20 protein-coding genes are annotated in these 19,062 nt (G+C 33.9%); 3 read left to right on the forward strand and 17 right to left on the reverse strand.

The window, feature by feature from the left end:
- Nucleotides 1-291: 291 nt before the first annotated feature.
- Nucleotides 292-1,164 (reverse strand): pirin family protein, encoded by an 873-nt coding sequence (locus tag MKY81_RS03415; protein ID WP_107958652.1) that lies wholly within the window; start codon nucleotides 1,162-1,164, stop codon nucleotides 292-294.
- A gap of 38 nt (nucleotides 1,165-1,202) precedes the next feature.
- Nucleotides 1,203-1,838 (reverse strand): FMN-dependent NADH-azoreductase, encoded by a 636-nt coding sequence (locus MKY81_RS03420; RefSeq protein ID WP_107921307.1) that lies wholly within the window; start codon nucleotides 1,836-1,838, stop codon nucleotides 1,203-1,205.
- A gap of 194 nt (nucleotides 1,839-2,032) precedes the next feature.
- Between MKY81_RS03420 and MKY81_RS03425 the strand changes: the two genes are divergently transcribed.
- The gene (locus tag MKY81_RS03425; RefSeq protein ID WP_108073299.1) at nucleotides 2,033-2,605 is read left to right on the forward strand and encodes a TetR/AcrR family transcriptional regulator; all 573 of its coding nucleotides are present in this window, start codon (nucleotides 2,033-2,035) and stop codon (nucleotides 2,603-2,605) included.
- Between the two features lie 350 nt (nucleotides 2,606-2,955).
- Here MKY81_RS03425 and arsC read toward each other — a convergent pair whose 3' ends face one another.
- The 14 genes from arsC to MKY81_RS03495 form a co-directional block, all read right to left on the reverse strand.
- Nucleotides 2,956-3,378: an arsenate reductase (thioredoxin) gene (gene arsC / locus MKY81_RS03430; protein WP_066231988.1), complete on the reverse strand. Its 423-nt coding sequence runs from the start codon at nucleotides 3,376-3,378 to the stop codon at nucleotides 2,956-2,958.
- 13 nt (nucleotides 3,379-3,391) lie between these two features.
- Nucleotides 3,392-4,690 (reverse strand): arsenic transporter, encoded by a 1,299-nt coding sequence (locus MKY81_RS03435; RefSeq protein WP_108073297.1) that lies wholly within the window; start codon nucleotides 4,688-4,690, stop codon nucleotides 3,392-3,394.
- Nucleotides 4,691-4,706: 16 nt separating this feature from the next.
- Nucleotides 4,707-5,051: an ArsR/SmtB family transcription factor gene (locus MKY81_RS03440; RefSeq protein ID WP_084347672.1), complete on the reverse strand. Its 345-nt coding sequence runs from the start codon at nucleotides 5,049-5,051 to the stop codon at nucleotides 4,707-4,709.
- A gap of 79 nt (nucleotides 5,052-5,130) precedes the next feature.
- The gene (locus MKY81_RS03445; protein ID WP_066231993.1) at nucleotides 5,131-5,337 is read right to left on the reverse strand and encodes a hypothetical protein; all 207 of its coding nucleotides are present in this window, start codon (nucleotides 5,335-5,337) and stop codon (nucleotides 5,131-5,133) included.
- Nucleotides 5,338-5,394: 57 nt separating this feature from the next.
- Nucleotides 5,395-6,762 carry an NAD(P)-binding domain-containing protein gene (locus tag MKY81_RS03450; RefSeq protein ID WP_066231995.1) on the reverse strand — a complete coding sequence of 456 codons (1,368 nt, stop codon included), beginning with the start codon at nucleotides 6,760-6,762 and terminating at the stop codon, nucleotides 5,395-5,397.
- A gap of 86 nt (nucleotides 6,763-6,848) precedes the next feature.
- Complete coding sequence (locus MKY81_RS03455) at nucleotides 6,849-7,349, reverse strand: arsinothricin resistance N-acetyltransferase ArsN1 family A (protein ID WP_066231998.1); 501 nt, start codon at nucleotides 7,347-7,349, stop codon at nucleotides 6,849-6,851.
- A 72-nt stretch (nucleotides 7,350-7,421) separates the two neighbouring features.
- A complete protein-coding gene (locus MKY81_RS03460; RefSeq protein ID WP_235993140.1) occupies nucleotides 7,422-7,937 on the reverse strand; it encodes a MarR family winged helix-turn-helix transcriptional regulator in 516 nt (171 codons plus the stop codon).
- A 74-nt stretch (nucleotides 7,938-8,011) separates the two neighbouring features.
- Complete coding sequence (locus tag MKY81_RS03465) at nucleotides 8,012-8,338, reverse strand: DUF771 domain-containing protein (protein WP_066232003.1); 327 nt, start codon at nucleotides 8,336-8,338, stop codon at nucleotides 8,012-8,014.
- A 357-nt stretch (nucleotides 8,339-8,695) separates the two neighbouring features.
- A complete protein-coding gene (locus MKY81_RS03470) occupies nucleotides 8,696-9,271 on the reverse strand; it encodes a type II toxin-antitoxin system PemK/MazF family toxin (RefSeq protein ID WP_108073295.1) in 576 nt (191 codons plus the stop codon).
- Between the two features lie 899 nt (nucleotides 9,272-10,170).
- Entirely contained in the window at nucleotides 10,171-10,608 is a 438-nt protein-coding gene (locus MKY81_RS03475) for a hypothetical protein (protein ID WP_061184579.1), read from the reverse strand.
- An 87-nt stretch (nucleotides 10,609-10,695) separates the two neighbouring features.
- On the reverse strand, nucleotides 10,696-11,883 hold the full coding sequence (locus MKY81_RS03480; RefSeq protein WP_341116774.1) for a Ger(x)C family spore germination protein: 1,188 nt from the start codon (nucleotides 11,881-11,883) through the stop codon (nucleotides 10,696-10,698).
- Nucleotides 11,861-13,387: a spore germination protein gene (locus MKY81_RS03485; protein ID WP_341116776.1), complete on the reverse strand. Its 1,527-nt coding sequence runs from the start codon at nucleotides 13,385-13,387 to the stop codon at nucleotides 11,861-11,863. Before MKY81_RS03485 ends, MKY81_RS03480 begins: the two co-directional genes overlap by 23 nt.
- Nucleotides 13,384-14,532 carry an endospore germination permease gene (locus MKY81_RS03490; protein WP_341118732.1) on the reverse strand — a complete coding sequence of 383 codons (1,149 nt, stop codon included), beginning with the start codon at nucleotides 14,530-14,532 and terminating at the stop codon, nucleotides 13,384-13,386. The genes MKY81_RS03485 and MKY81_RS03490 overlap by 4 nt, the downstream gene beginning before the upstream one ends.
- A 326-nt stretch (nucleotides 14,533-14,858) precedes the next feature.
- Nucleotides 14,859-15,329 (reverse strand): hypothetical protein, encoded by a 471-nt coding sequence (locus MKY81_RS03495; protein ID WP_242290933.1) that lies wholly within the window; start codon nucleotides 15,327-15,329, stop codon nucleotides 14,859-14,861.
- Between the two features lie 479 nt (nucleotides 15,330-15,808).
- Between MKY81_RS03495 and MKY81_RS21065 the strand changes: the two genes are divergently transcribed.
- Together MKY81_RS21065 and MKY81_RS03500 are read left to right on the forward strand one after the other, a co-directional pair.
- Nucleotides 15,809-16,120, forward strand: coding sequence for a transposase (locus MKY81_RS21065; RefSeq protein ID WP_107919767.1), 312 nt, complete (start codon nucleotides 15,809-15,811; stop codon nucleotides 16,118-16,120).
- 38 nt (nucleotides 16,121-16,158) lie between these two features.
- On the forward strand, nucleotides 16,159-17,037 hold the full coding sequence (locus MKY81_RS03500) for an IS3 family transposase (protein ID WP_328797664.1): 879 nt from the start codon (nucleotides 16,159-16,161) through the stop codon (nucleotides 17,035-17,037).
- A gap of 209 nt (nucleotides 17,038-17,246) precedes the next feature.
- On the opposite strand, the gene MKY81_RS03505 is transcribed toward MKY81_RS03500, so the two are convergent.
- Entirely contained in the window at nucleotides 17,247-18,566 is a 1,320-nt protein-coding gene (locus tag MKY81_RS03505; protein ID WP_341118733.1) for a S8 family peptidase, read from the reverse strand.
- Nucleotides 18,567-19,062: the final 496 nt, after the last annotated feature.

The raw sequence follows: 19,062 nt of genomic DNA on the forward strand, positions 1-19,062 counted from the left end.
CCGCCCCGAATTGATATAGATTTTTGATTAAAAAAACCGATTGAGTAACGATTGATTACATAATAGACTGCCCGCTGCTCTTTCCGCTTCCTTTGCCGTTTGGATACCAACTATAAAGCATTGGGAAGAACTTTTTAGCATGGGGAAGAGGAAAGTAACAGCTATATATAATAGAAGAAAGAATATGGAGGTAAAAATGAAACCCCGATTCTAGTCCATCTCTCATTTAAAATACTTCATTTTATAAGCAGCCTTCCACAAAATGTAGTTCCTTTCCTATGAAAATTCCCCTTACTCTTTTACAGCAGGTGGTCCAAATACTCCTAGCTGAAGATCTCGAAACGCCTCCTGGATTTCTTCTGCTGTATTCATTACAAATGGCCCACCAAATGCAATTTCTTCCCGAATTGGAACGCCTGAATATATCAACACTTTAGAACGAGTTTTTGCTTTTATTTTTAATTCACTTTGGTTAGACTCGGAGCCCCCTTCATTAAAGGATAAGGTAGCCGCTCCTGTTTTAGCTATCTTTGTCTTACTTTCTCCGAATTCCATCTCTCCTGCCAACATGTACAAGAATGAATTATGATTCTCAGGTAAAATATGTGTATACTCTGTTCCTTCACGAAGGATAATTTCTGCCATCGTAATAGGTACCAAACTATTCATTGGTCCTTTTACTCCTGCAATATCACCTGAATAAACTCGAATCGAACCACCTTCAAAGTTCACTACAGGAGCATCTTCAACATAGATGTTTTGATAAGCTGTTTCTGTACGCTTCAAACTTTTTGGAAGGTTTAGCCATACCTGTAATGTATGAATCAAGTCATCATCATAAGCCTCTTCCGCATGTCTAGCTGCCCATCCAGCATTCATATATTGAACATCACCAGCATTTAAAAGGCTATAGCCGCCCGCATTATCTATATGTTCAAGCCTTCCATCAACAACATACGTTACAGTTTGAAAGCCTCGGTGAGGATGATCGGCGAAGACTCCACGCTTATACCAGTCTTCAGCCATAAGAATAAAGGGAGAAAATTCTTGATTCCTCTCAGGATTAAGAATAACTCCTTGTTGGACATGTGGATAACCATTTTTATTATATGTTGGATACCAAAAATCTTTTATATCTCTATGAAATATTGATTCATTAGACATTTCAAGTCCTCCTTTTTTGGATCTATTACACCGTGTGATTAAACATATTGATAAGCTAATTTCTCTGCTGTTTCAGTTACTTTACGCATTCCATTTTCAATGATTTCCTCTGCTTTATCGGGACTTGCATTATGTCCCTCAATAACAACCTCTTCAGTAACTTCCATACCAAACATTCCAGCAAATATGCTTCTCATATAATTCACTGCATGTTCCATATTTTGCATTTCCGGTGAAGAATAATACCCACCTCTTGCATTCATTAGAATAATCTTTTTCTCTGGCATTAAGTAGACCGGCGAACCATCTGGACCGTATTTGAATGTATAACCCGCTTCATCAATGTAGTCAATAAATGTATGAAGTTTAGCAGGAACTGTTAAGTTCCACAACGGGAAAACAAATACAACTACATCTGCTGTAGCAAATACATCTTTCGCTTTTTGTTTTGCAGCTAGAAGGCGTTGTTCTAATTCCGATAGTTCTTCGCCACTTTGTAATTTACCGAAAGCATTGAACAATTCCTGCCCAAAGTAAGGCATATCTTCTTCAAAAACATCATAGACAGTTACATTAAGATTTTTTGCATCATTTATAGACTCCATAAAGGTTTCATACATTTTACTAGATACACCCTCTGGGCGATTATTTGCTTTAACTACTAATAAATTCATTTAATAAATCCTCCTAAATTCCTGTTCCCACAATAAAAGGGAATTGATTTTACAACTATTGCATACACAACACTTGTTGTATAATCAAATTATAGATATGATCTGTTCACCCCTCAAGCAACAAAATCTTCACTTTGTTGCATAAGCCACAAATCACGAAATATGTCTTATCATTCTGGAATGGAGGTATTTTAATGACTGAGGAAAACACGGATTTGCGTTCAATTCGAACAAGAAAGTTTATTATTGATTCCTTTATAGAACTCTTGGAAAAAAAGGATTTCAACAGTATCACAATCAGTGATATTACAAAGGGAGCCATGATTAACCGGGCAACCTTTTATCGTCACTTTCTCGATAAATATGATTTGCTTGAAAAAGTGATAAAAGAAGATTTACTGGAGAATGTACTAAAGGAATTGTCGAATAATGAAGAGTTCAGCGAGGAAATGCTAAAGAGTTTGTTCTTATCTATTACTACATTCCATATGGGCTTATCAACCCGATGTCAAAGAAGTTATCATGATATGAGCGTGAATATCGAAGCCATTTTAAAAAAGGAGCTTGAACAGATTATTTTTCATTTACTATTAAAGAAATATAAGGATCAAGGTGATGAAAAGTTAAGAATGAACTCGACCATGTTAAGTTGGATGATTTACGGAGCTTCAATTGATTGGAAAGAGAACAGTAATAAATCACCTGAAGATTATTTTGAAGATGCAAGTTTGTCTATTAGGCAATTATTAAAGAATGAAATAGTATAAAGTTTCTTTAGTAAAAAGGCGTTACTCCAAGTGGATATAACGCTTTTTGCTCTTAATACAGCAATTTTTACAGTCTGGATAACAATTATATCGGATATTTGAAGCATTATTAGACCAGTAATTATTGAATCAAAAAGACTGGATCACTATTAGACCCAGCCTGGTTTCGTATTTATTTTACGATTGAAATAACTGATTGAATAAGACTGCCCGCTGCTCTTCCCACTTCCTTTACCGTTTGGATACCAACTATAAAGCAGTTGGGAAGAACTTTTTAGCATGGGAAAGAGGAAAATAACAGCTACATATATTAGAAGAAAGATAAGGAAGCAAGGGTAAAGCCTTAACTATTATTCTCCCGTTTCGGCAAATCGTTTAATTTTTTCACCAATTTCATCACGAACACGTTGGAAAACAGCCCATTTTTCTTCTTCCGTTCCTTCTGCTTTTGCAGGGTCATCAAATCCCCAATGTTCCCGTTTTACATTAGGCGGTGTAACAGGGCATTTATCTTTCGCATCACCACAAAGAGTAACAGCTAATTCAGCGTTGTTTAGTATTTCCGGTTGGATAATATCAGAAGTTTGGTTTGATATGTTAATTTCCACTTCATTCATTGCTTTAATCGCATTCGAGTTCAGTCCATGTGCTTCAATTCCAGCACTCTTTACTTCCCATTCATCTTGATTTAAGTATTTTTTTGCCCATCCTTCAGCCATTTGGCTTCGGCAAGAATTCCCGGTACATAGAAAGTAGATTATTTTTTTAGCCATAACTCATTCTCCTTTAGAAAAATAGTAATGAAATAAAGAGTCCAATTAACGTAATAAATAGGATAGGTATCGTTAGGACAATACCGGTTTTAAAGTATGTTCCCCATGATATTTTCACACCTTTTTGTGATAAAACGTGAAGCCATACTAATGTGGCAAGTGAACCAATTGGAGTGATTTTGGGACCTAAATCCGATCCAATAACATTTGCATAAACAAGGCTTTCTCTTATTAAACCTGACGTATTAGTTTCCGAAATTGCTAAAGCATCAACCATTACAGTTGGCATATTATTCATAACCGCAGATAATATAGCTGCAAGAAAGCCCATTGAAACAGTAGCAATAAACAATCCTTCCTCAGCCACATTTTGAATCACACTTGCCAAGACGGACGTGAGCCCCGCATTCCCTAATCCATAAACAACTACATACATTCCAATCGAGAAGAACACAATATTCCAAGGGGCTCCTTTAATCGCCGCCTTCGTATTGACCGCTTCACTTCTTCTAGCCATTAGAATAAAGAGTATCGCAATAATCCCTGCCACAATGGATACAGGAATATTAATGAATTCGCTAGTAAAGTAACCAATTAGTAAAACTGCAAGAACAAACCATGAAAGGTTAAACAATTTTTGGTCTTTAATAGCTTCTTCTGGTTTTCTTAATTTAGATAGATCATATGTTTTAGGTATACTTTTTCTGAAATAAATAAGTAGAACTGCAATAGTTGCAATTAGTGAAAAAATGTTTGGAATAATCATTCTCGAAGCATACTCAAGAAACCCAATTCCAAAGAAATCAGCAGACACAATATTTACCAGGTTACTTACTACAAATGGTAGTGAAGTTGTATCGGCAATAAAGCCACTAGCCATAATAAACGGAAACACCATTTTTTCTTTAAAATTCAAGTTTCGAACCATGGCAAGTACAATTGGTGTTAATATTAATGCAGCCCCATCATTGGCGAATAGGGCAGCAACAATAGCACCTAAAATACTTACATAGGCAAACATTTTAATTCCATTTCCCTTTGCAATCCTCGCCATATGTAGAGCAGCCCACTCAAACAAACCAATTTGATCTAATATTAATGAGATAAGGATGATTGCAACAAACGATAATGTTGCGTTCCAAGTAATGTCTATCACTTCTAAAACATCACTAAAACCGACAACTCCTACTAAAAGGGCGATGATTGCCCCACCACAAGCGGACCAACCAATATTTAATCCTTTAGGCTGCCAAATTACTAGGACTAGAGTAGCTACAAAGATTATGATTGCAAGTATAAGCGTTGTTGACAAAATAATACCTCCAAATTTAACAACAAGAAATTCGTGTACCTTTTTCTTCAAGTGCTTTTAATTTATAATCTTGATTAGGTAGTTGATCAAGAATGGGTTTAATAAATTGATAATACTCGTTTCTTTTATTTACTGAATAAAATATCCATTGTCCTTTCCTTTCTTCCGTAACTAATCCTAAATCTTTCAATTTACGTAAATGTTGGCTGATAGATGGCTGACTAGATTGAAATATTTCAACAAATTCACAAACACAACAAGCCTGATTATCTATTAACTTCATCATTGTTAGCCTTGTTTTGTCGCCAAGCAATTTTAAAATTACAGCAGCATTCTCCATTTCGATGGTTGTTTGCAACACCTAATTCCCCCCTTGCAATTCTAAACCTATATAATCATATAACTATATACTTATATGTTCAAGTAAAAAAATATCAAACTCACTTTCCTTCCTCTTTTAAACCCTCATACGCATTTGTAAAACGTTCAAAAGAAATGTTCCCAAGTGTTTTTTTGTCTTTCTGAAATAGACGCTCAAACGTGATTTCCTTTGCCTTTTCTAAGGTGCATTTTCTACTACTCATAATTAATTTAAGATATGCTATGAAGTATTCTTTACTTAAATTACCACCATTATTAATAAGCATCAATATGACCTCCATAAAAGGGAAAGTTATTCAACTCCCCCTTCTGATTACACAATTTTAGCAGCATGAATTTGAACTACAAGAAGCGTTCGTTACTTTAAGATTCGTACTACATACACCCGTTTCAGGTAATTCTAACTCGACCTTCTCAGAGGCTCCATAATCTCCTGATAAATATGCCACTACAGACCGAACCTGCTCATATCCTGTCGCCATTAAAAATGTTGGTGCTCGACCATAACTTTTTGCTCCAACGATATAAAAATCTTTTTCGGGTTGCCGTAATTCCTTTTCCCCATGAGGACGTACCGTTCCACAACTATGAATATTCGGATCAATTAGTGGTGCAAGAGCCTTAACACTTTCTGTTGCTGTATCAATGCTGGTCCTTACTTCCCGAAGTATTGAAAAATCTGGACGGTTCCCAGTATTAACAATCATTTCATCTATATCTGAATAAGTTTTTAAGTCACCCTTAGTCTCCCCTACTAGCTCGATTTTTCCATTTTTACCTTTAACGTATTGAATCATAAAAGGAGTAATAACTTGAACTACGCCAGAATCCACTAATTTGTGTATACGACTTCCTAAATCACCTCTCGCCTCGAGAGCATCCAGTTCCTCGCCTCCGTAAGCATTTTCAACCCTCTCTTTTCTTAAAACCCATACTATTTCTGTTGCGGGGTATTCATCTTTTATTTTTGCTAACTCTAATAATGAATTGATGGCAGAATGGCCACTTCCAATAACAGCAACACGTTTATTTAGATAACGGTTTTTCTCTACCCCTAGAATATCTGGGATGCCATAGAAAATTTGATTTTTTATTCCCTCCTCTCCTTTTAACCAAATGCCGTTTGAATTTGCTGGATTAGGATTACCCCAGGTTCCAGTTGCATCAATAACCGCCCTCACCTCAAACTGTTTAAACTCCCTATTTTGCTCAGCAATAATCACAAAAGGTTGTTTTTCCCGATTAGCCGTTTTCATTTTATCCATGCTTTTTCGGCTAATTGAAAGAACCTTTGTATTAACAAATAACGAATTTTTAATTTCAGGGGTATTTGCTAACGGCTTTAAATATTGCTCAACTAAGTCTTTCCCAGTAGGTAATTCATTTAGGTCTGGCTCATTCCAATCTTGTTTTTTAAGAAGTTTAGATGCAAATTTATCAATGTTATATCTCCAAGGAGAAAATACTCGAACATGGCCCCATGTTAGGATATTCGCCCCAACTTGAGATCCAGATTCTAAAAGAATAAATTGTTGATTATATCTTACTAAATGGGCTGCTGCTGCAAGACCTACAGGACCAGCCCCAATAATTGCAACGGGTAAATGTTTGCTTTCTCCATTATTAGTATCTTTCAATTCCTTTTCAGCTTGACAACAGGTCGGTTTGATTTCTATCCATTCCATTTTCATCTTTCCTCTCTTTAAATTTTTATAAAGAAGATTACTTCGACTTTGTAATTGAGATATTTGCTGTATGTAAAACACTGAAGCATAGATTAACACGTTGTATCTAATATTTTTTCCATTGCCATTACATCTACAAATTTGCCATCAAGAACTCCTTGATTCTTAAATACCCCAACTTGGCGGTACTGCAATTTGTTATATAATCCTTGACCTAAAAGATTGAATGGGAAAGTAAATAAAACCAACTTATAAAAATCGTGATTCAATGCTTCTATTTCAAGTTGTTTTAGCAATTTTTGACCAGCCCCCTTTCCTCTATAGTCACGATGGATATAGACAGAAATTTCACCTACTCCTTTATAGGCATCTCTTTGATTATAGGGACTTATGGCTGCCCATCCGACGATGCTTTTTTCTTCATTCTCTGCGACTAACCCAACGTATCTCCCTTGATGATTGTTAAACCAAGAATGGATATAGTCTTGATCTTTCTTTCTAGTTTCGAGTGTGGCAACCCTGTCAACTATTCCTTGATTGTATATCTCGAGAACTTCTATCAAGTCTGTCATTTCGACCTTTCTAATGATCATTAAGTACCCTCCTTTAATTGCTATTATCAACACTTGACAAAGTCAAATATTTTCTTAAAAGAAAACCACTATTTATTTAGTGGTACAACAACCAGAACCAGATCCATCATTCATCTTCATGGCACTCAGTAAGATCTGTAAACTATCTATAACCTGATTCTGTTTATCATTTGGAATAAACCCTAAAATCTGCCCAATGTATTGATTCATTTGACCGGAGATTTCGTTTGCTTTTACTTGACCTTTTTCAGTAAGTAATAAAACAACATAACGTCTATCGTTAGGATCAGGGGTTCGAGAAACATACCCTAATTCCACCACTTTATTGATCTGCCTACTTAGCATTCCGGTATCCATAGATAATTTCTCGGCCAGATCAATTAAGGAAATGCGGGGGTTTTTATCCAATTCATATATAATGTGACTTTGCAGGACTGTTATTCCGCAACATTCTGAACCTTCACGCTGTAACAAACCAAAATCACGAACCAATTGTTGAAGAATCTCTCTGATCTCAATTGCTTCATTAGAACTAATCATTTCTGTCACCTCAAAGTAAATGATACAATCAATAATTGACTTTGTCAATCGTTAATTAAGACTTTTGAAAGGAGATTGAGCGAAAAAGGTACAAAACCCAATGGGAACAGGGTTAAATACAGCTACACATCTGAACCAAATATCTTCCTAAAATTAGTCTCCAAAAATTCTGCCATTTTAGTAGCCTGAAAAGCCCATTTCTGCCCCTTTGTTTCAGGATAATAAACAAATCCTCCGTTATCAATATCAAGAATCTTTTTAAACCTTTGTGGGTAAAGAATACTTTCCTTTATCCAATCTGATTTTTTATTTATACGTTTTTCAAGGTCTTTCATACTCCAATAGACACCTAACAATTCACTCTGTTTTAATTCTTCATATTCAACTTTTGTTATAATCACCATATCATCTGGAATTGTTATTACAATTTCTGCATGTAGTTTTTGCAAGAATTCAACCACCCATTATATATCTTTTTATAAATAAGAAAAAATATTTCTTGTTCTCTCCCCATATATACAAAAATCCCTCCATATTAAGGAGGGATTTTTGGCACATGAGAAGTCGCCCGTACTTCTCAAATTTTGAAATATTACATCTTTGAGCACTCGTCTCAAAGTATTTTGTATTAATATTATATTCAGCTACATTAATTTCATTCATTATTTTGATTAAAATAGTACAGGGGACTCACACGTAGCCCCCATTTGAATAATTTTACATCTACCCCACTCGTGAGTAGCTATTTTGTACCTTTATAATAACATAATACAATAGATCTGTCTAATATATTTTTAGTAAATACATTAGCTTCCCAAAATGCTTAATTCCTCTATCTTTCTTTCCTTTTCTGATAGTTCAGATTCTAATGTATTAATTTTACTTTTTAGCTTTTCTATGTACACCAATTTGTCATCCAACATATTATTTATTGTAACGTAATAATGCTTTACATCAAGGGCGATAGCTATAGCTTCGTCAACTCTCTTCATTTCATCCTTGCTCAAGGAGGAAATATATTCACCTAGTCTTGATTTACTAACACATACTATATTTCCTAATAAGACATTTCCGTCAAGAATTAAATTACCATCCCCATCAAACTTGTCCGAAATCGGGATTACAACAGGTAAGGTAGAAGAAGTATGAGTTATTGGAGCAACAATTACATTGGGTGAAGTTGAATTTGCGTCATCTCTTTGCAATATGACACAGGGTCTTTCTTTAGATTCTTCACTTCCTACTCCATAACCAAGATTACACTTGTATACCTCACCACGTTTAACAACTCTTTTTTTGGCCTTATTCGCAATACTATCCAAAAAAAGTTTTGTCTTCAACCATTCTAAGTACCTTTGAGTTTTAGATAGATCTATCTGCATTAAATTATTTCCCCCTATTATATCTCTTTAATCAATAATACCACATCCTAGTTATCAATTTTGTAATTTTTCTTTTCTCTACTATGTCCCCATAGAAAAAATACGTTCCACCGCCCCTTCCCCTTCTCACTCACCTCAACTCCCTCTCCCCCAAGGGCTCATGCCCCTTTTATTTAGCTGTCTTAATGTCGGTATCTCCCTCTCACTCTCCTCAAACCCTTGCGGTTCTAAGACCAACCCCTCTTACCTCGCCTTTTTTCTTCCCTCCATTATGTTATTAAGTTCTTCCCCAAAACCCCCATTTTCGCCCTCCTTTTTCCGTTCTTGATTGTATCGAATATTCGGACAATGTTAAAGAGTTGGTACCGATAATGATGAAAGAATCAGGAGAAAAGAAAGGAAATGCAGCAATTCTAGGATGGTATCACAGTTAGGAAACACACTGAGTAGAGATTGGAAATCCTACGGATTTATTGATTGGAAAAACGATTGAAACCCTTATGGAACAAGGGAATAGACAGTTATTGAGCAAAAGAAAAAGACTGGATCACTAATGGACCCAGCCCTGAATTTTAATTGATTTTTTATTGAAAAAACCGATTGAGTAACGATTGATTACATAATAGACTGCCCGCTGCTCTTCCTGCTTCCTTTTCCGCTTGGATACCAACTATTTAGCATTGGGTACCGACTTTTTAGCGTGGGGAAGTGGAAAGTAACAGGGACATAACAATTGTTGCTTTGAAATAAAGTTTGATCAAAAATATCACACAAACCCTAATTCTACAACGAATATAAAGAATCCATTTTGAAAAAAGATTGATTAAAATGGATTCTTTATCAGCAGATTCAAGTGTCGTTTTTATAAAAAAGTTTGATCATTTCGTAGTGGTGTTAATCTAGTAAGCATATACAACTAATTTAATTACATAACTCAAATTCACTGCCCTTTTTGCTTCAGCGTAGGTGTTTAATTTCCTGAATTCAGATTGATGGTCTTCTAATCCTCTTAGAACATCTATTTCAAGAGATATCCTTGGAGTTACACCCTTATTATTAATATCCAAGTTAGCCTCGAATTCTTTCATTGACTTCGCTAGAATATCCCATTCAGATTCTGAATAATGTTTTGTAGCAATGTATGCTTTCTCTATCACACTTCCCACAGTAATATTTAAAGTTAAATTCAAACTAATACCTTCTAATTCCCTATAAAAATCTTGAAGTAGTTTTTCTTCCAACCTATCTATTAAACCTTGTCTAATTTCTTCATTTAATTTTGCTTGTTCATTCTCCCAACAAAAAATAATGGAGAACCCAAATAAAGCAACATCCACGCCTAAGCATTTTACCTCTTGAAATTTATATGGACCCTCTATAATGGTTTAAAACATGATGTTAAACATCGACTTAAAGCCATCCAATTATGGATGGCTCGGATATTTTCTCTTAATTAAGGTGGGCTTGTTCCTTTGTTTTCCAGCATCTATTATTTTTAAATTAATGTCAATATTATTAATTGAGTGATTATTCAACGGTATTTTTCCATCATGTTGTATTCTTTTCCAAGTGGAATAATTCTTTATGTAAAGTACGTTTGAAAGACGATATATATCAGAATCCAGTTTCAGACCTTCTAAATAAGTATCCATTATTTCTTTTTTAATTTTCCTTTTAGCCTCAGAACTTATTTCCTCTAATGAATTAGTTCGTCTTACTTTATTTATATGTACTTTAGCTTTAATTTTAACATCAAATTTAACCTCATTATGTTTTATGACCGGAGTTACCTTTACATGTAAGTTCCTTAATAAAAGACCCATACCTTCCTTGCCTTTTATAGTTATTTCTGATCTTTGAAAATCCTTATTCATCCATCTATATCCTTTAGCTTTACTGTTACTAAGATACCCTTTCAAATTGTCATTAGTGATAATACCTAATCCGTTTAATATTGCTGTATCCATGTGTTTAGAATCAGCTTCCCATGATTGGTGATTTCCTGAAATAATTGGTAATACTATTTCATTTGGTGGACGGTTATTTAAAATAATTAATCTTCTTAAATCAATAGGTCGGATATAGGAAAATTGTTTAAAACTAGGTTCTGGATCACTAAGGCGTGAAAGATCTGTAGACATTCCAATATTCGGCATGGCATGAAGTATATTAGGAATGGAATCTTCCGTTAGATATATCCATGTTTGATAATAAGTTTCAACATACCGATCTAATATATCTGTAATGGCTTGTAAGCCTCCTTGTTTCAAAACATTTTCTGTGAAAACAATGTATGCAATATGCCCCCAGAAAAGTCTTCTTTGAGTTGTCTGATAGATATTAAAGATGGCTTCTTCCACGGTATTTCCTGATGCATGACCAAGTTCTGCTGTAACTTGGTTATCGCTACCTCCTGACTCGCTTTTTGCAAGTAGTCCTAAATTAATGATTTGTAAATATGCTATATATTTACCGTCTTTATAGTCAAGACCTATAGAATGTATGTAAACCATTCTTTCCGTTTGTTTCACATCCCAGCATCCAGAAAGAAATACTGTAGTTAAAATGCTCAATAAAAGAAAAAATTGATTAGCTTTTCTTTTTATTTTCATTTTCTTCACCTGTTCTAGTAACGTCATTTAATTCGAGCGCTTTTGGCCTTTTTGTGTATTTTGTGCTAGGAATTTTAATAATTGTTTTAATAAAATCAGATATATTTAGTAGGCTAATTCCCTCCAAATAAGAAACACCAAATGTATTTATTCTGCCGATATATGCACAAATAACAAATATTGCTGTAAACATGCCAAAAAAACCGAATAAAGAAGAGAATATAATAATAAAAAGACGTGTAAGAGAGAGTGTTCCAATTAAAGATTGGTCATTTAGATTAAACGTGGATAATGTGGAAAGAGCTATTACAACGACGGTAACCGGACTAGCCAATCCAGCACTTATTGCAGCATCTCCAATTATTAATCCACCAACTACACTAAGAATTTGACCAATGGACATAGGTAATCGTAATCCCGCCTCTTTAAAAAGTTCAAATAAAATTACCATAAGAATAACTTCAATGGATACTGGTAATGGAACTCCTTTTCTTGATTCGACAACGGTTGCTAATAATGAGATTGGGAGTTGATCTTGATGAAATGAGGTTAAAGAGACCCATATGCCTGGTAGTATAGCTGACAAGAAAAGTCCAGATATTCTTATCAATCGTTGAAATGAACTGAAGATGTATGATACTTCTTTATCTTCACTTCCTTTAAGTAGCAAAAAAAAGTTAATAGGAGTAATTAAGGCAATAGTGACACCATCAATTAGGATAACAAACCTTCCATTTAATAATGTTTGCACAGCGAAATCTGGCTTACCAGTATACTGGTGTCTTGGAAATACTGCATAAGGAGTGTTATTGAACGTTTCTTCTAATTGTTGGGTAGTTACAAGTCCGTCGATATCAATGGTAGAAAGTCTATTTTTTATTTCTTTAAGTACATTCATATTTGCGATATCATCCATATAAAGAATAGCAACTTTCGTTTGGGAACGTTTACCTATCGTTGTTTGTTCAAATGCAAGTGAAGATGTGCGTAATCTTTTCCTGATTAAAGAAATGTTAACATTGATATCCTCAATAAAGTTATCTCTAGGACCTTTTACAGTTGCTTCAGTGGCAGTCTCTTCAGGCTTTCTTTGAGGACGTTCTGATATATCAATCGTAAAAAGTTTTCCATTGATTCCAAAATCGATTAATAATTTTCCGGCGAATATATCCGTTATTGCAACCTCTAAATTATCAATTACATCCAAGGTTGGGATATGTAGATAGTTGCGTATCTGTTCCTCAGTGATTTCGCCTTTATGTACGAAAAAAAAATGATCAATTGACTGAGGAACAGTATTGTATAATATTTCAGTATTGACTAGTCCCGAACAATATATATATGTAATTTGATGATGTATATAAGTAGTTGTGGAAAATTGTATATCCGGACATTTTTTTAGAACATTTCTTAATACTCGTTCACTAATTACGGTGCTCTTTTTATTATTATCATTACTTATTGATAAATTTTTTTGTAGGGATTTTTTTTTGAAAAACTTCATACATTTATTCTCCTTTTATGTAGTACTAAAATAAATAAGGATAATAGAAGTAAAAAACTGATTAAAAAGTAAGTCGTAAAAGGTAGTAGGATATTCCATAAAACATTCGAATAATGAATATCACTGATGGGATAAACGGCATATCCAATTACGATAAATAAAATTACAAATAGACACCATTTTGAATATAAATTAATTTCTAATAAAACTTCTTTTATCGTATAAAAGAATAAGGAAATGCGAATAAATGCACCTGCTAACCATTGATACAAAGCTAAAAAACTCACATGTTCAATAAAATCCCCTATAGAAACTAATCCCCATTCTTCAAATGCTGGGAAACGTTGATAGGATGCTTCAACCTCATCAAATTCCGTTATTGCTCCTATTAATGGTCCTAATGTAAGCCCCATTAATATGAAAGACGTTATAAAGAGATGTCGAAATTTAACTGGAGTATTAATTCTCTTTTTTAAAAATAAAAAAAGCATAAGTTCAGTCATTCCGGAATAGGGAAAAATAATACTTTTTAATATGGGCCTATATCCATTTTCAAAAATAGGAAGTAATAGTGAATAATCTTTGTGTTTCATATTTGTAAAAGCAACGAAAAACCCAAGACAGACAACGAAAATGAGTAATAAGATATTAATGATACTTATCGTTCCTAGTTTTGATCCTCCAAAATATAGGCAAACAATACTGAAAATACATGCTACTATCCATTTTGGGGTTTCAGGAAGATATACAACATTAATTAACGCAATAGTTTCTCTTAATGTGATAGCACTTAAATTTATTAAAAAGAGAATAAAGATTATTCCCAAAATAATAATAATTTTTTTGTTTACTTTAAATCGTAGCCACTCAAAAATTCCCTCATTATTAATTGACTTTTGCAAAACTAAAAGAAGTATAATCCAGACTAAGGATAATAAAAATGATAGAATTACACTGATCCATGAATCTTTACCTGCATGTTGCACAAGTGGAGATATTACAAATACATGATTGTTTAGACCTATCACTGTTATTAGAATAAGCATCATTTGCTTATTTGTAATGGAATCAAGTTTATTAATACTAGCACCTCCTTTTTTTTTAATATTATTTTTAAAAAAGGAGAAATTTATTCGTTTTTTTATATAAAATCATAGGTAGACTCAGGAAAATACATAAACTTAATTCTTAGGAACATTTCAATATTAATTTTAATAGGCATAATTTTTTACAATATTTTTGAGAACCACAGCTTTTTTCATTGTTCCATTAAAGCAAATGTTAGTTATCTTATTTATTTTGCGTGGTAGAATAAAAAAATAAAGCCCAGTATTCCAAGCTTTATCTATCTTAAATACTTATGAAGTTAGGTAGCATTTTTTACATAATGTTTTCCATCTATTTTCAGCATTTAACCATCTTTTTTTATGACATGAGGGACAAGGAATTCTTATCTTATGTAATTCCCATTTCAACTTTTCCCCGTTAAAAACGTACTTTTCATTTTCGTTTGAAGGATTAGGGATTTTTTTACTCCTGCATCAATAATGCATTTCTGACAATAAAGTTTATTATCAAATTTAATTAGTTTTACAAACTTAATTCCTTTCAGTTCCCCGTCTATCACACCACAAGAACTACAAACAAGTCCATTTAATTTGTTCTGATAAAGTTTAATATTAATTTTACATATGTATTCATTATAACCATCATAGTAACGAACATCTGGAATAATCTTTGAACAACAATAGCAGTTTAATTCCTTTGTTCCAGATGGATAGGTAAATTCATAACCCGAACTGCCTTTCTTATCCGACTTAAGTTCAGCACTACCCAAAACATTTAAGACATTGTTAAATCCACAATGAGGGCATATTATACTGAATTGGTCTGTTCTACAATCCTTACAATCACATGGTCTACCCCAATCACAATTTGGCATAAAGCACGAACTCCCTCCCTAAAATATTCTTTCTTTTAAGATAACATGTTAATAGATTCGGAAAAACATCTTTTTTCACATGGAATAAGGTGAAAATTACCGATATCCTCTCAATATAATTGTTCAGGAAATCACAGCTTTATGTACTATTAAAGAATTGTTGTTGGTTTGATTTAAAGTTTGAACAAAAATATGCTTTGAATGTTGATTTTATAAGAAAAACCCCCTCCGTTTTGAAAAAAGATTACTCAAAACGAATGAGGTTAATTTTAGCTAAATTTATTTTTAATAAAAAGTTTGATTACTTAGGAGACTTTCCTCCATTAAGACTAGATAAAACTTGTTTCAAACATTTTTTGAAACAAGTACATGGAAGGATAACTCATTTAATTACCTGTTTTCTCTATAGCCCCTAAATGAACTTGGACAGTAAGAGTAATAAATATTATACTACTTAATGTACCAAGGAGGCTGACATAATGAAACGAACAAAACACTCAAAAGATTTCAAATTACAAGTCGTAAAAGAAGCCACTGAGACAGGCAATAATTCGTTAGTAGCACGTCGATACGAACTGAATCCGAACATGGTAAGTCGTTGGATTCGTGAATATAAAGATGGCAAATACGGTGAAGTAGATGTTACTGTGCTGCCAGATATTGATTCTAAAGAGTTATCCGAGGAAAATGAAAAGCTAAAAATAATATTAGGTGAAAAAGACCTTGAAATCGCCATTCTACGAGATCTTATAAAAAAGAAAAACCCTCACTTGCTGAAAAACTTGAAGTAGCCGATCGTTGGATTCAAAAAGGCTACCCGATCAAAAAAGTGCTGAAAATCATTGGTATTTCTCGATCCACATACTATTATCAAAAGAACTATCGTGTGGAAGAGAAGAAAGTAAGTGAGGGACGGCCAGCACCCGGTTATTCCATCAAAGAGGACGGCCAAAAGGTATCTGATGAACAAATCAAAGAATACCTACTTGAAGAAATTGCAGGCGATGGCTTCAACTATGGCTATCGTAAATTAACAAAATTACTTCGTCGAAAATACCATCTTATCATTAACAAGAAAAAAGTTTACCGGTTGTGCAAAGAACTTGATATTTTACGCCCGCAACGGCAAAAGAAAGTCTCATACCCTAGAAAACTAGCACGAAATCGGACGATTAAAAGTTCGAACAAATTATGGGAAATTGACATTAAATATGGCTACATCGAAGGTGAAGACCGATTCTTCTTTGTATTGTCCATCATCGATGTGTATGATCGTAGTATTGTCGAATACTATATGGGATTAAGCTGCACAGCAAAAGACCTAAAACAAACTCTTTTGCGGGCATTATTCAAGCGCCAGCAGATAAATGAAAGGGAAAAACCTGTGATTCGCACAGACAATGGGCCACAGTTTATCTCCCATACCTTTGAAGAATTTTGTGAAAAATATACACTAGAACATGAAAGAATTCCACCAAAAACGCCAAATATGAATGCTCACATTGAGTCTTTTCATAGAATTTTTGAAGATGATTGTTTATCAAGATGGCAATTTGAAACGTATGCACAAGCCTATGAATCAGTCGCAGAGTTTATGGTGTTTTATAACGAAAGACGCATGCATTCTAGTATTTTAGACTTATCGCCAAATGAGTTTTATGAACAGCAACAATGTGAAAACGTGAAAATCAAAGAGGTACGGGTTTAATCGCCCCTTCCATTTTTTCTTCCTTTTGTCCCAAAAATTATTTCAGCCATTTCTGGAATGGAATCAAGGGCGACGATAGTCGGGCGAAGCCTTTACCCTTGAAGGAATGGAAGCAATGGCTATGATCTCAAAAGGACAAAAGGAAACGAAAAAGAATGTAATTTTAAGATAAAGTGAGATTAAGAGAAATACTGTCCAAAATTCGGGGGTTAATCCGCTATTACAAATGGTACTCTTTCCTTTTCGTCTAGGTTTCTCCAAGTAGGTAATACTTCTAAAATCATATCATCTGTACCTTGCCTACCTACAGGACTCTTAAATTCGACTTGCTTAATATTGGACCACTTTGATTCACTAGTTATTCTATCTCTTTCCCATTTTGCATCAAATGAAGCATCATAAGTTTTGCTTCCTTCTGTAATTTTTTTATAAGAATCGCTAATTTTTGTTCGAATACGAACATCAAGGTTGCACCTACAATATTCACTTCCATATCTTGCATTTAATGGAGTTTCATACCCCAAAGTTACAAGAATATTTCCTTTAATTTTTTGGTTTTCCTCATCAAAAAAAGATTCCGGAAAAGGGAACTCCTCAATTTTTATCCAATTGGTACCTCTTGAAGAATCAATTTCTCCTTCGAATAATAAAGTAATTTCATGCTCATCCCCATTTAAAATATCTGATATTCTTCGGGGCAAACCATATCCATATTCATAATGAGCTGATATTTCTTTTATTCTATCTTTACCTACTGGGTTTTTAGCACCATGTATTAACAATGTTTTCGCCATTAACGGATACATGTTCTGAGGATAAAGACTAAAATATTCAGCTATAATTGCTGATACCAATGGGGTAGAAAAGCTAGTCCCGAAATCTCCAATCCTTTTACCATTAGAATCTAATGAATATATAGGGTGGTTAGACGGATTACCACTAAAGTGTACTACATCAGGCTTTATCGAAAGGCCAATACCAGGGCCGACTCTTGAATAAGGAACTATCATATTCTCTTCTACAACATCACCTATACTGCTATTTAAAGCAATTGAGCCCACAGTAACTGATCTAACCGAATCAGCAGGCAATGTAATTCTATTAATACGACTATTTGTGGTATTTCCAGCAGCGACAACAAAAATCACATTATATCTTTTTTGTAGTTCATCAATCGATGCAGTGAATTCTGATACAAACCCTGTACATTGTCTCTTACTAGACAGAGATAAATTCCAAACTTTATACGTATCCGAGTATTCCTCTAAAGCCTGTTCAAGTGATGATAATAAATCATCTTCTCTTACTTTCTCTTTTTCTGGATCAGGAAGTACTATAACATCAAGTATCTTAACTCCAGAATCTACAACATTAGTTAAATTTTCATTTAATATGTGTCCGTAATTTATTATTCCTGCAACAAAATCACCATGATAATTATTTTGATTTGTTTCAATCACATAGTTATCAACATCTTCTACCCAAGGTTTTAGGTGGTGATTGTCAGAGGAAACACCAGAATCTACAATTGCAACTTGTTCCTAAAAGGCTTTTGACGTTTCGTTAGATGAATGACTTTTTCCATCGCTTGTTTTTATAGAATGATAGATTCACTTTCTTTGTCCTTTTCAGCTTGGCTGATGATAAAAGTTATCTTTTTTACGATTACACCTTAGATTCTTCAAAATAAGTCGAGATATTGGAAGAGGCCTTTTGACATTTCGTAATAATCTTTTTAGCAAAGTTCAATAGAGTTTCAGAAACTTTTAACCACGTTATATAGGTTTATGTTTTCCGAAAGTCGAGAGGACTGTCTTGCCTAACAGCCACAAGGGTTTGAAACGTTAAAGAGCAAAAAATATCACCATTTCTAATTCTCTACTCCCTCTCCCCTTATCTCAAATATAGTTTAATTTCAAACCTTTTAATAAGTTCCTGGTCAAACGTTATCAAACTATCCGAGGTCATTGTTAAGCAACAATACATGGTATAATAGTTTTAGATTTTCATTGAGACAGTCGAGGT

The sequence above is a fragment of the Heyndrickxia sp. FSL W8-0423 genome (genome assembly GCF_038009395.1).
Lineage (GTDB): Bacteria > Bacillota > Bacilli > Bacillales > Bacillaceae_C > Heyndrickxia > Heyndrickxia sporothermodurans.

Coding starts and splice junctions, on each gene's coding strand:
- MKY81_RS03415 (WP_107958652.1), bottom strand. CDS start 1,164: ATGTCTAATGAATCAATATTTCATAGAGATATAAAAGATTTTTGGTAT.
- MKY81_RS03420 (WP_107921307.1), bottom strand. CDS start 1,838: ATGAATTTATTAGTAGTTAAAGCAAATAATCGCCCAGAGGGTGTATCT.
- MKY81_RS03425 (WP_108073299.1), top strand. CDS start 2,033: ATGACTGAGGAAAACACGGATTTGCGTTCAATTCGAACAAGAAAGTTT.
- arsC (WP_066231988.1), bottom strand. CDS start 3,378: ATGGCTAAAAAAATAATCTACTTTCTATGTACCGGGAATTCTTGCCGA.
- MKY81_RS03445 (WP_066231993.1), bottom strand. CDS start 5,337: ATGCTTATTAATAATGGTGGTAATTTAAGTAAAGAATACTTCATAGCA.
- MKY81_RS03450 (WP_066231995.1), bottom strand. CDS start 6,762: ATGAAAATGGAATGGATAGAAATCAAACCGACCTGTTGTCAAGCTGAA.
- MKY81_RS03455 (WP_066231998.1), bottom strand. CDS start 7,349: ATGATCATTAGAAAGGTCGAAATGACAGACTTGATAGAAGTTCTCGAG.
- MKY81_RS03470 (WP_108073295.1), bottom strand. CDS start 9,271: ATGCAGATAGATCTATCTAAAACTCAAAGGTACTTAGAATGGTTGAAG.
- MKY81_RS03480 (WP_341116774.1), bottom strand. CDS start 11,883: ATGAAAATAAAAAGAAAAGCTAATCAATTTTTTCTTTTATTGAGCATT.
- MKY81_RS03485 (WP_341116776.1), bottom strand. CDS start 13,387: ATGAAGTTTTTCAAAAAAAAATCCCTACAAAAAAATTTATCAATAAGT.
- MKY81_RS03495 (WP_242290933.1), bottom strand. CDS start 15,329: ATGCCAAATTGTGATTGGGGTAGACCATGTGATTGTAAGGATTGTAGA.
- MKY81_RS21065 (WP_107919767.1), top strand. CDS start 15,809: ATGAAACGAACAAAACACTCAAAAGATTTCAAATTACAAGTCGTAAAA.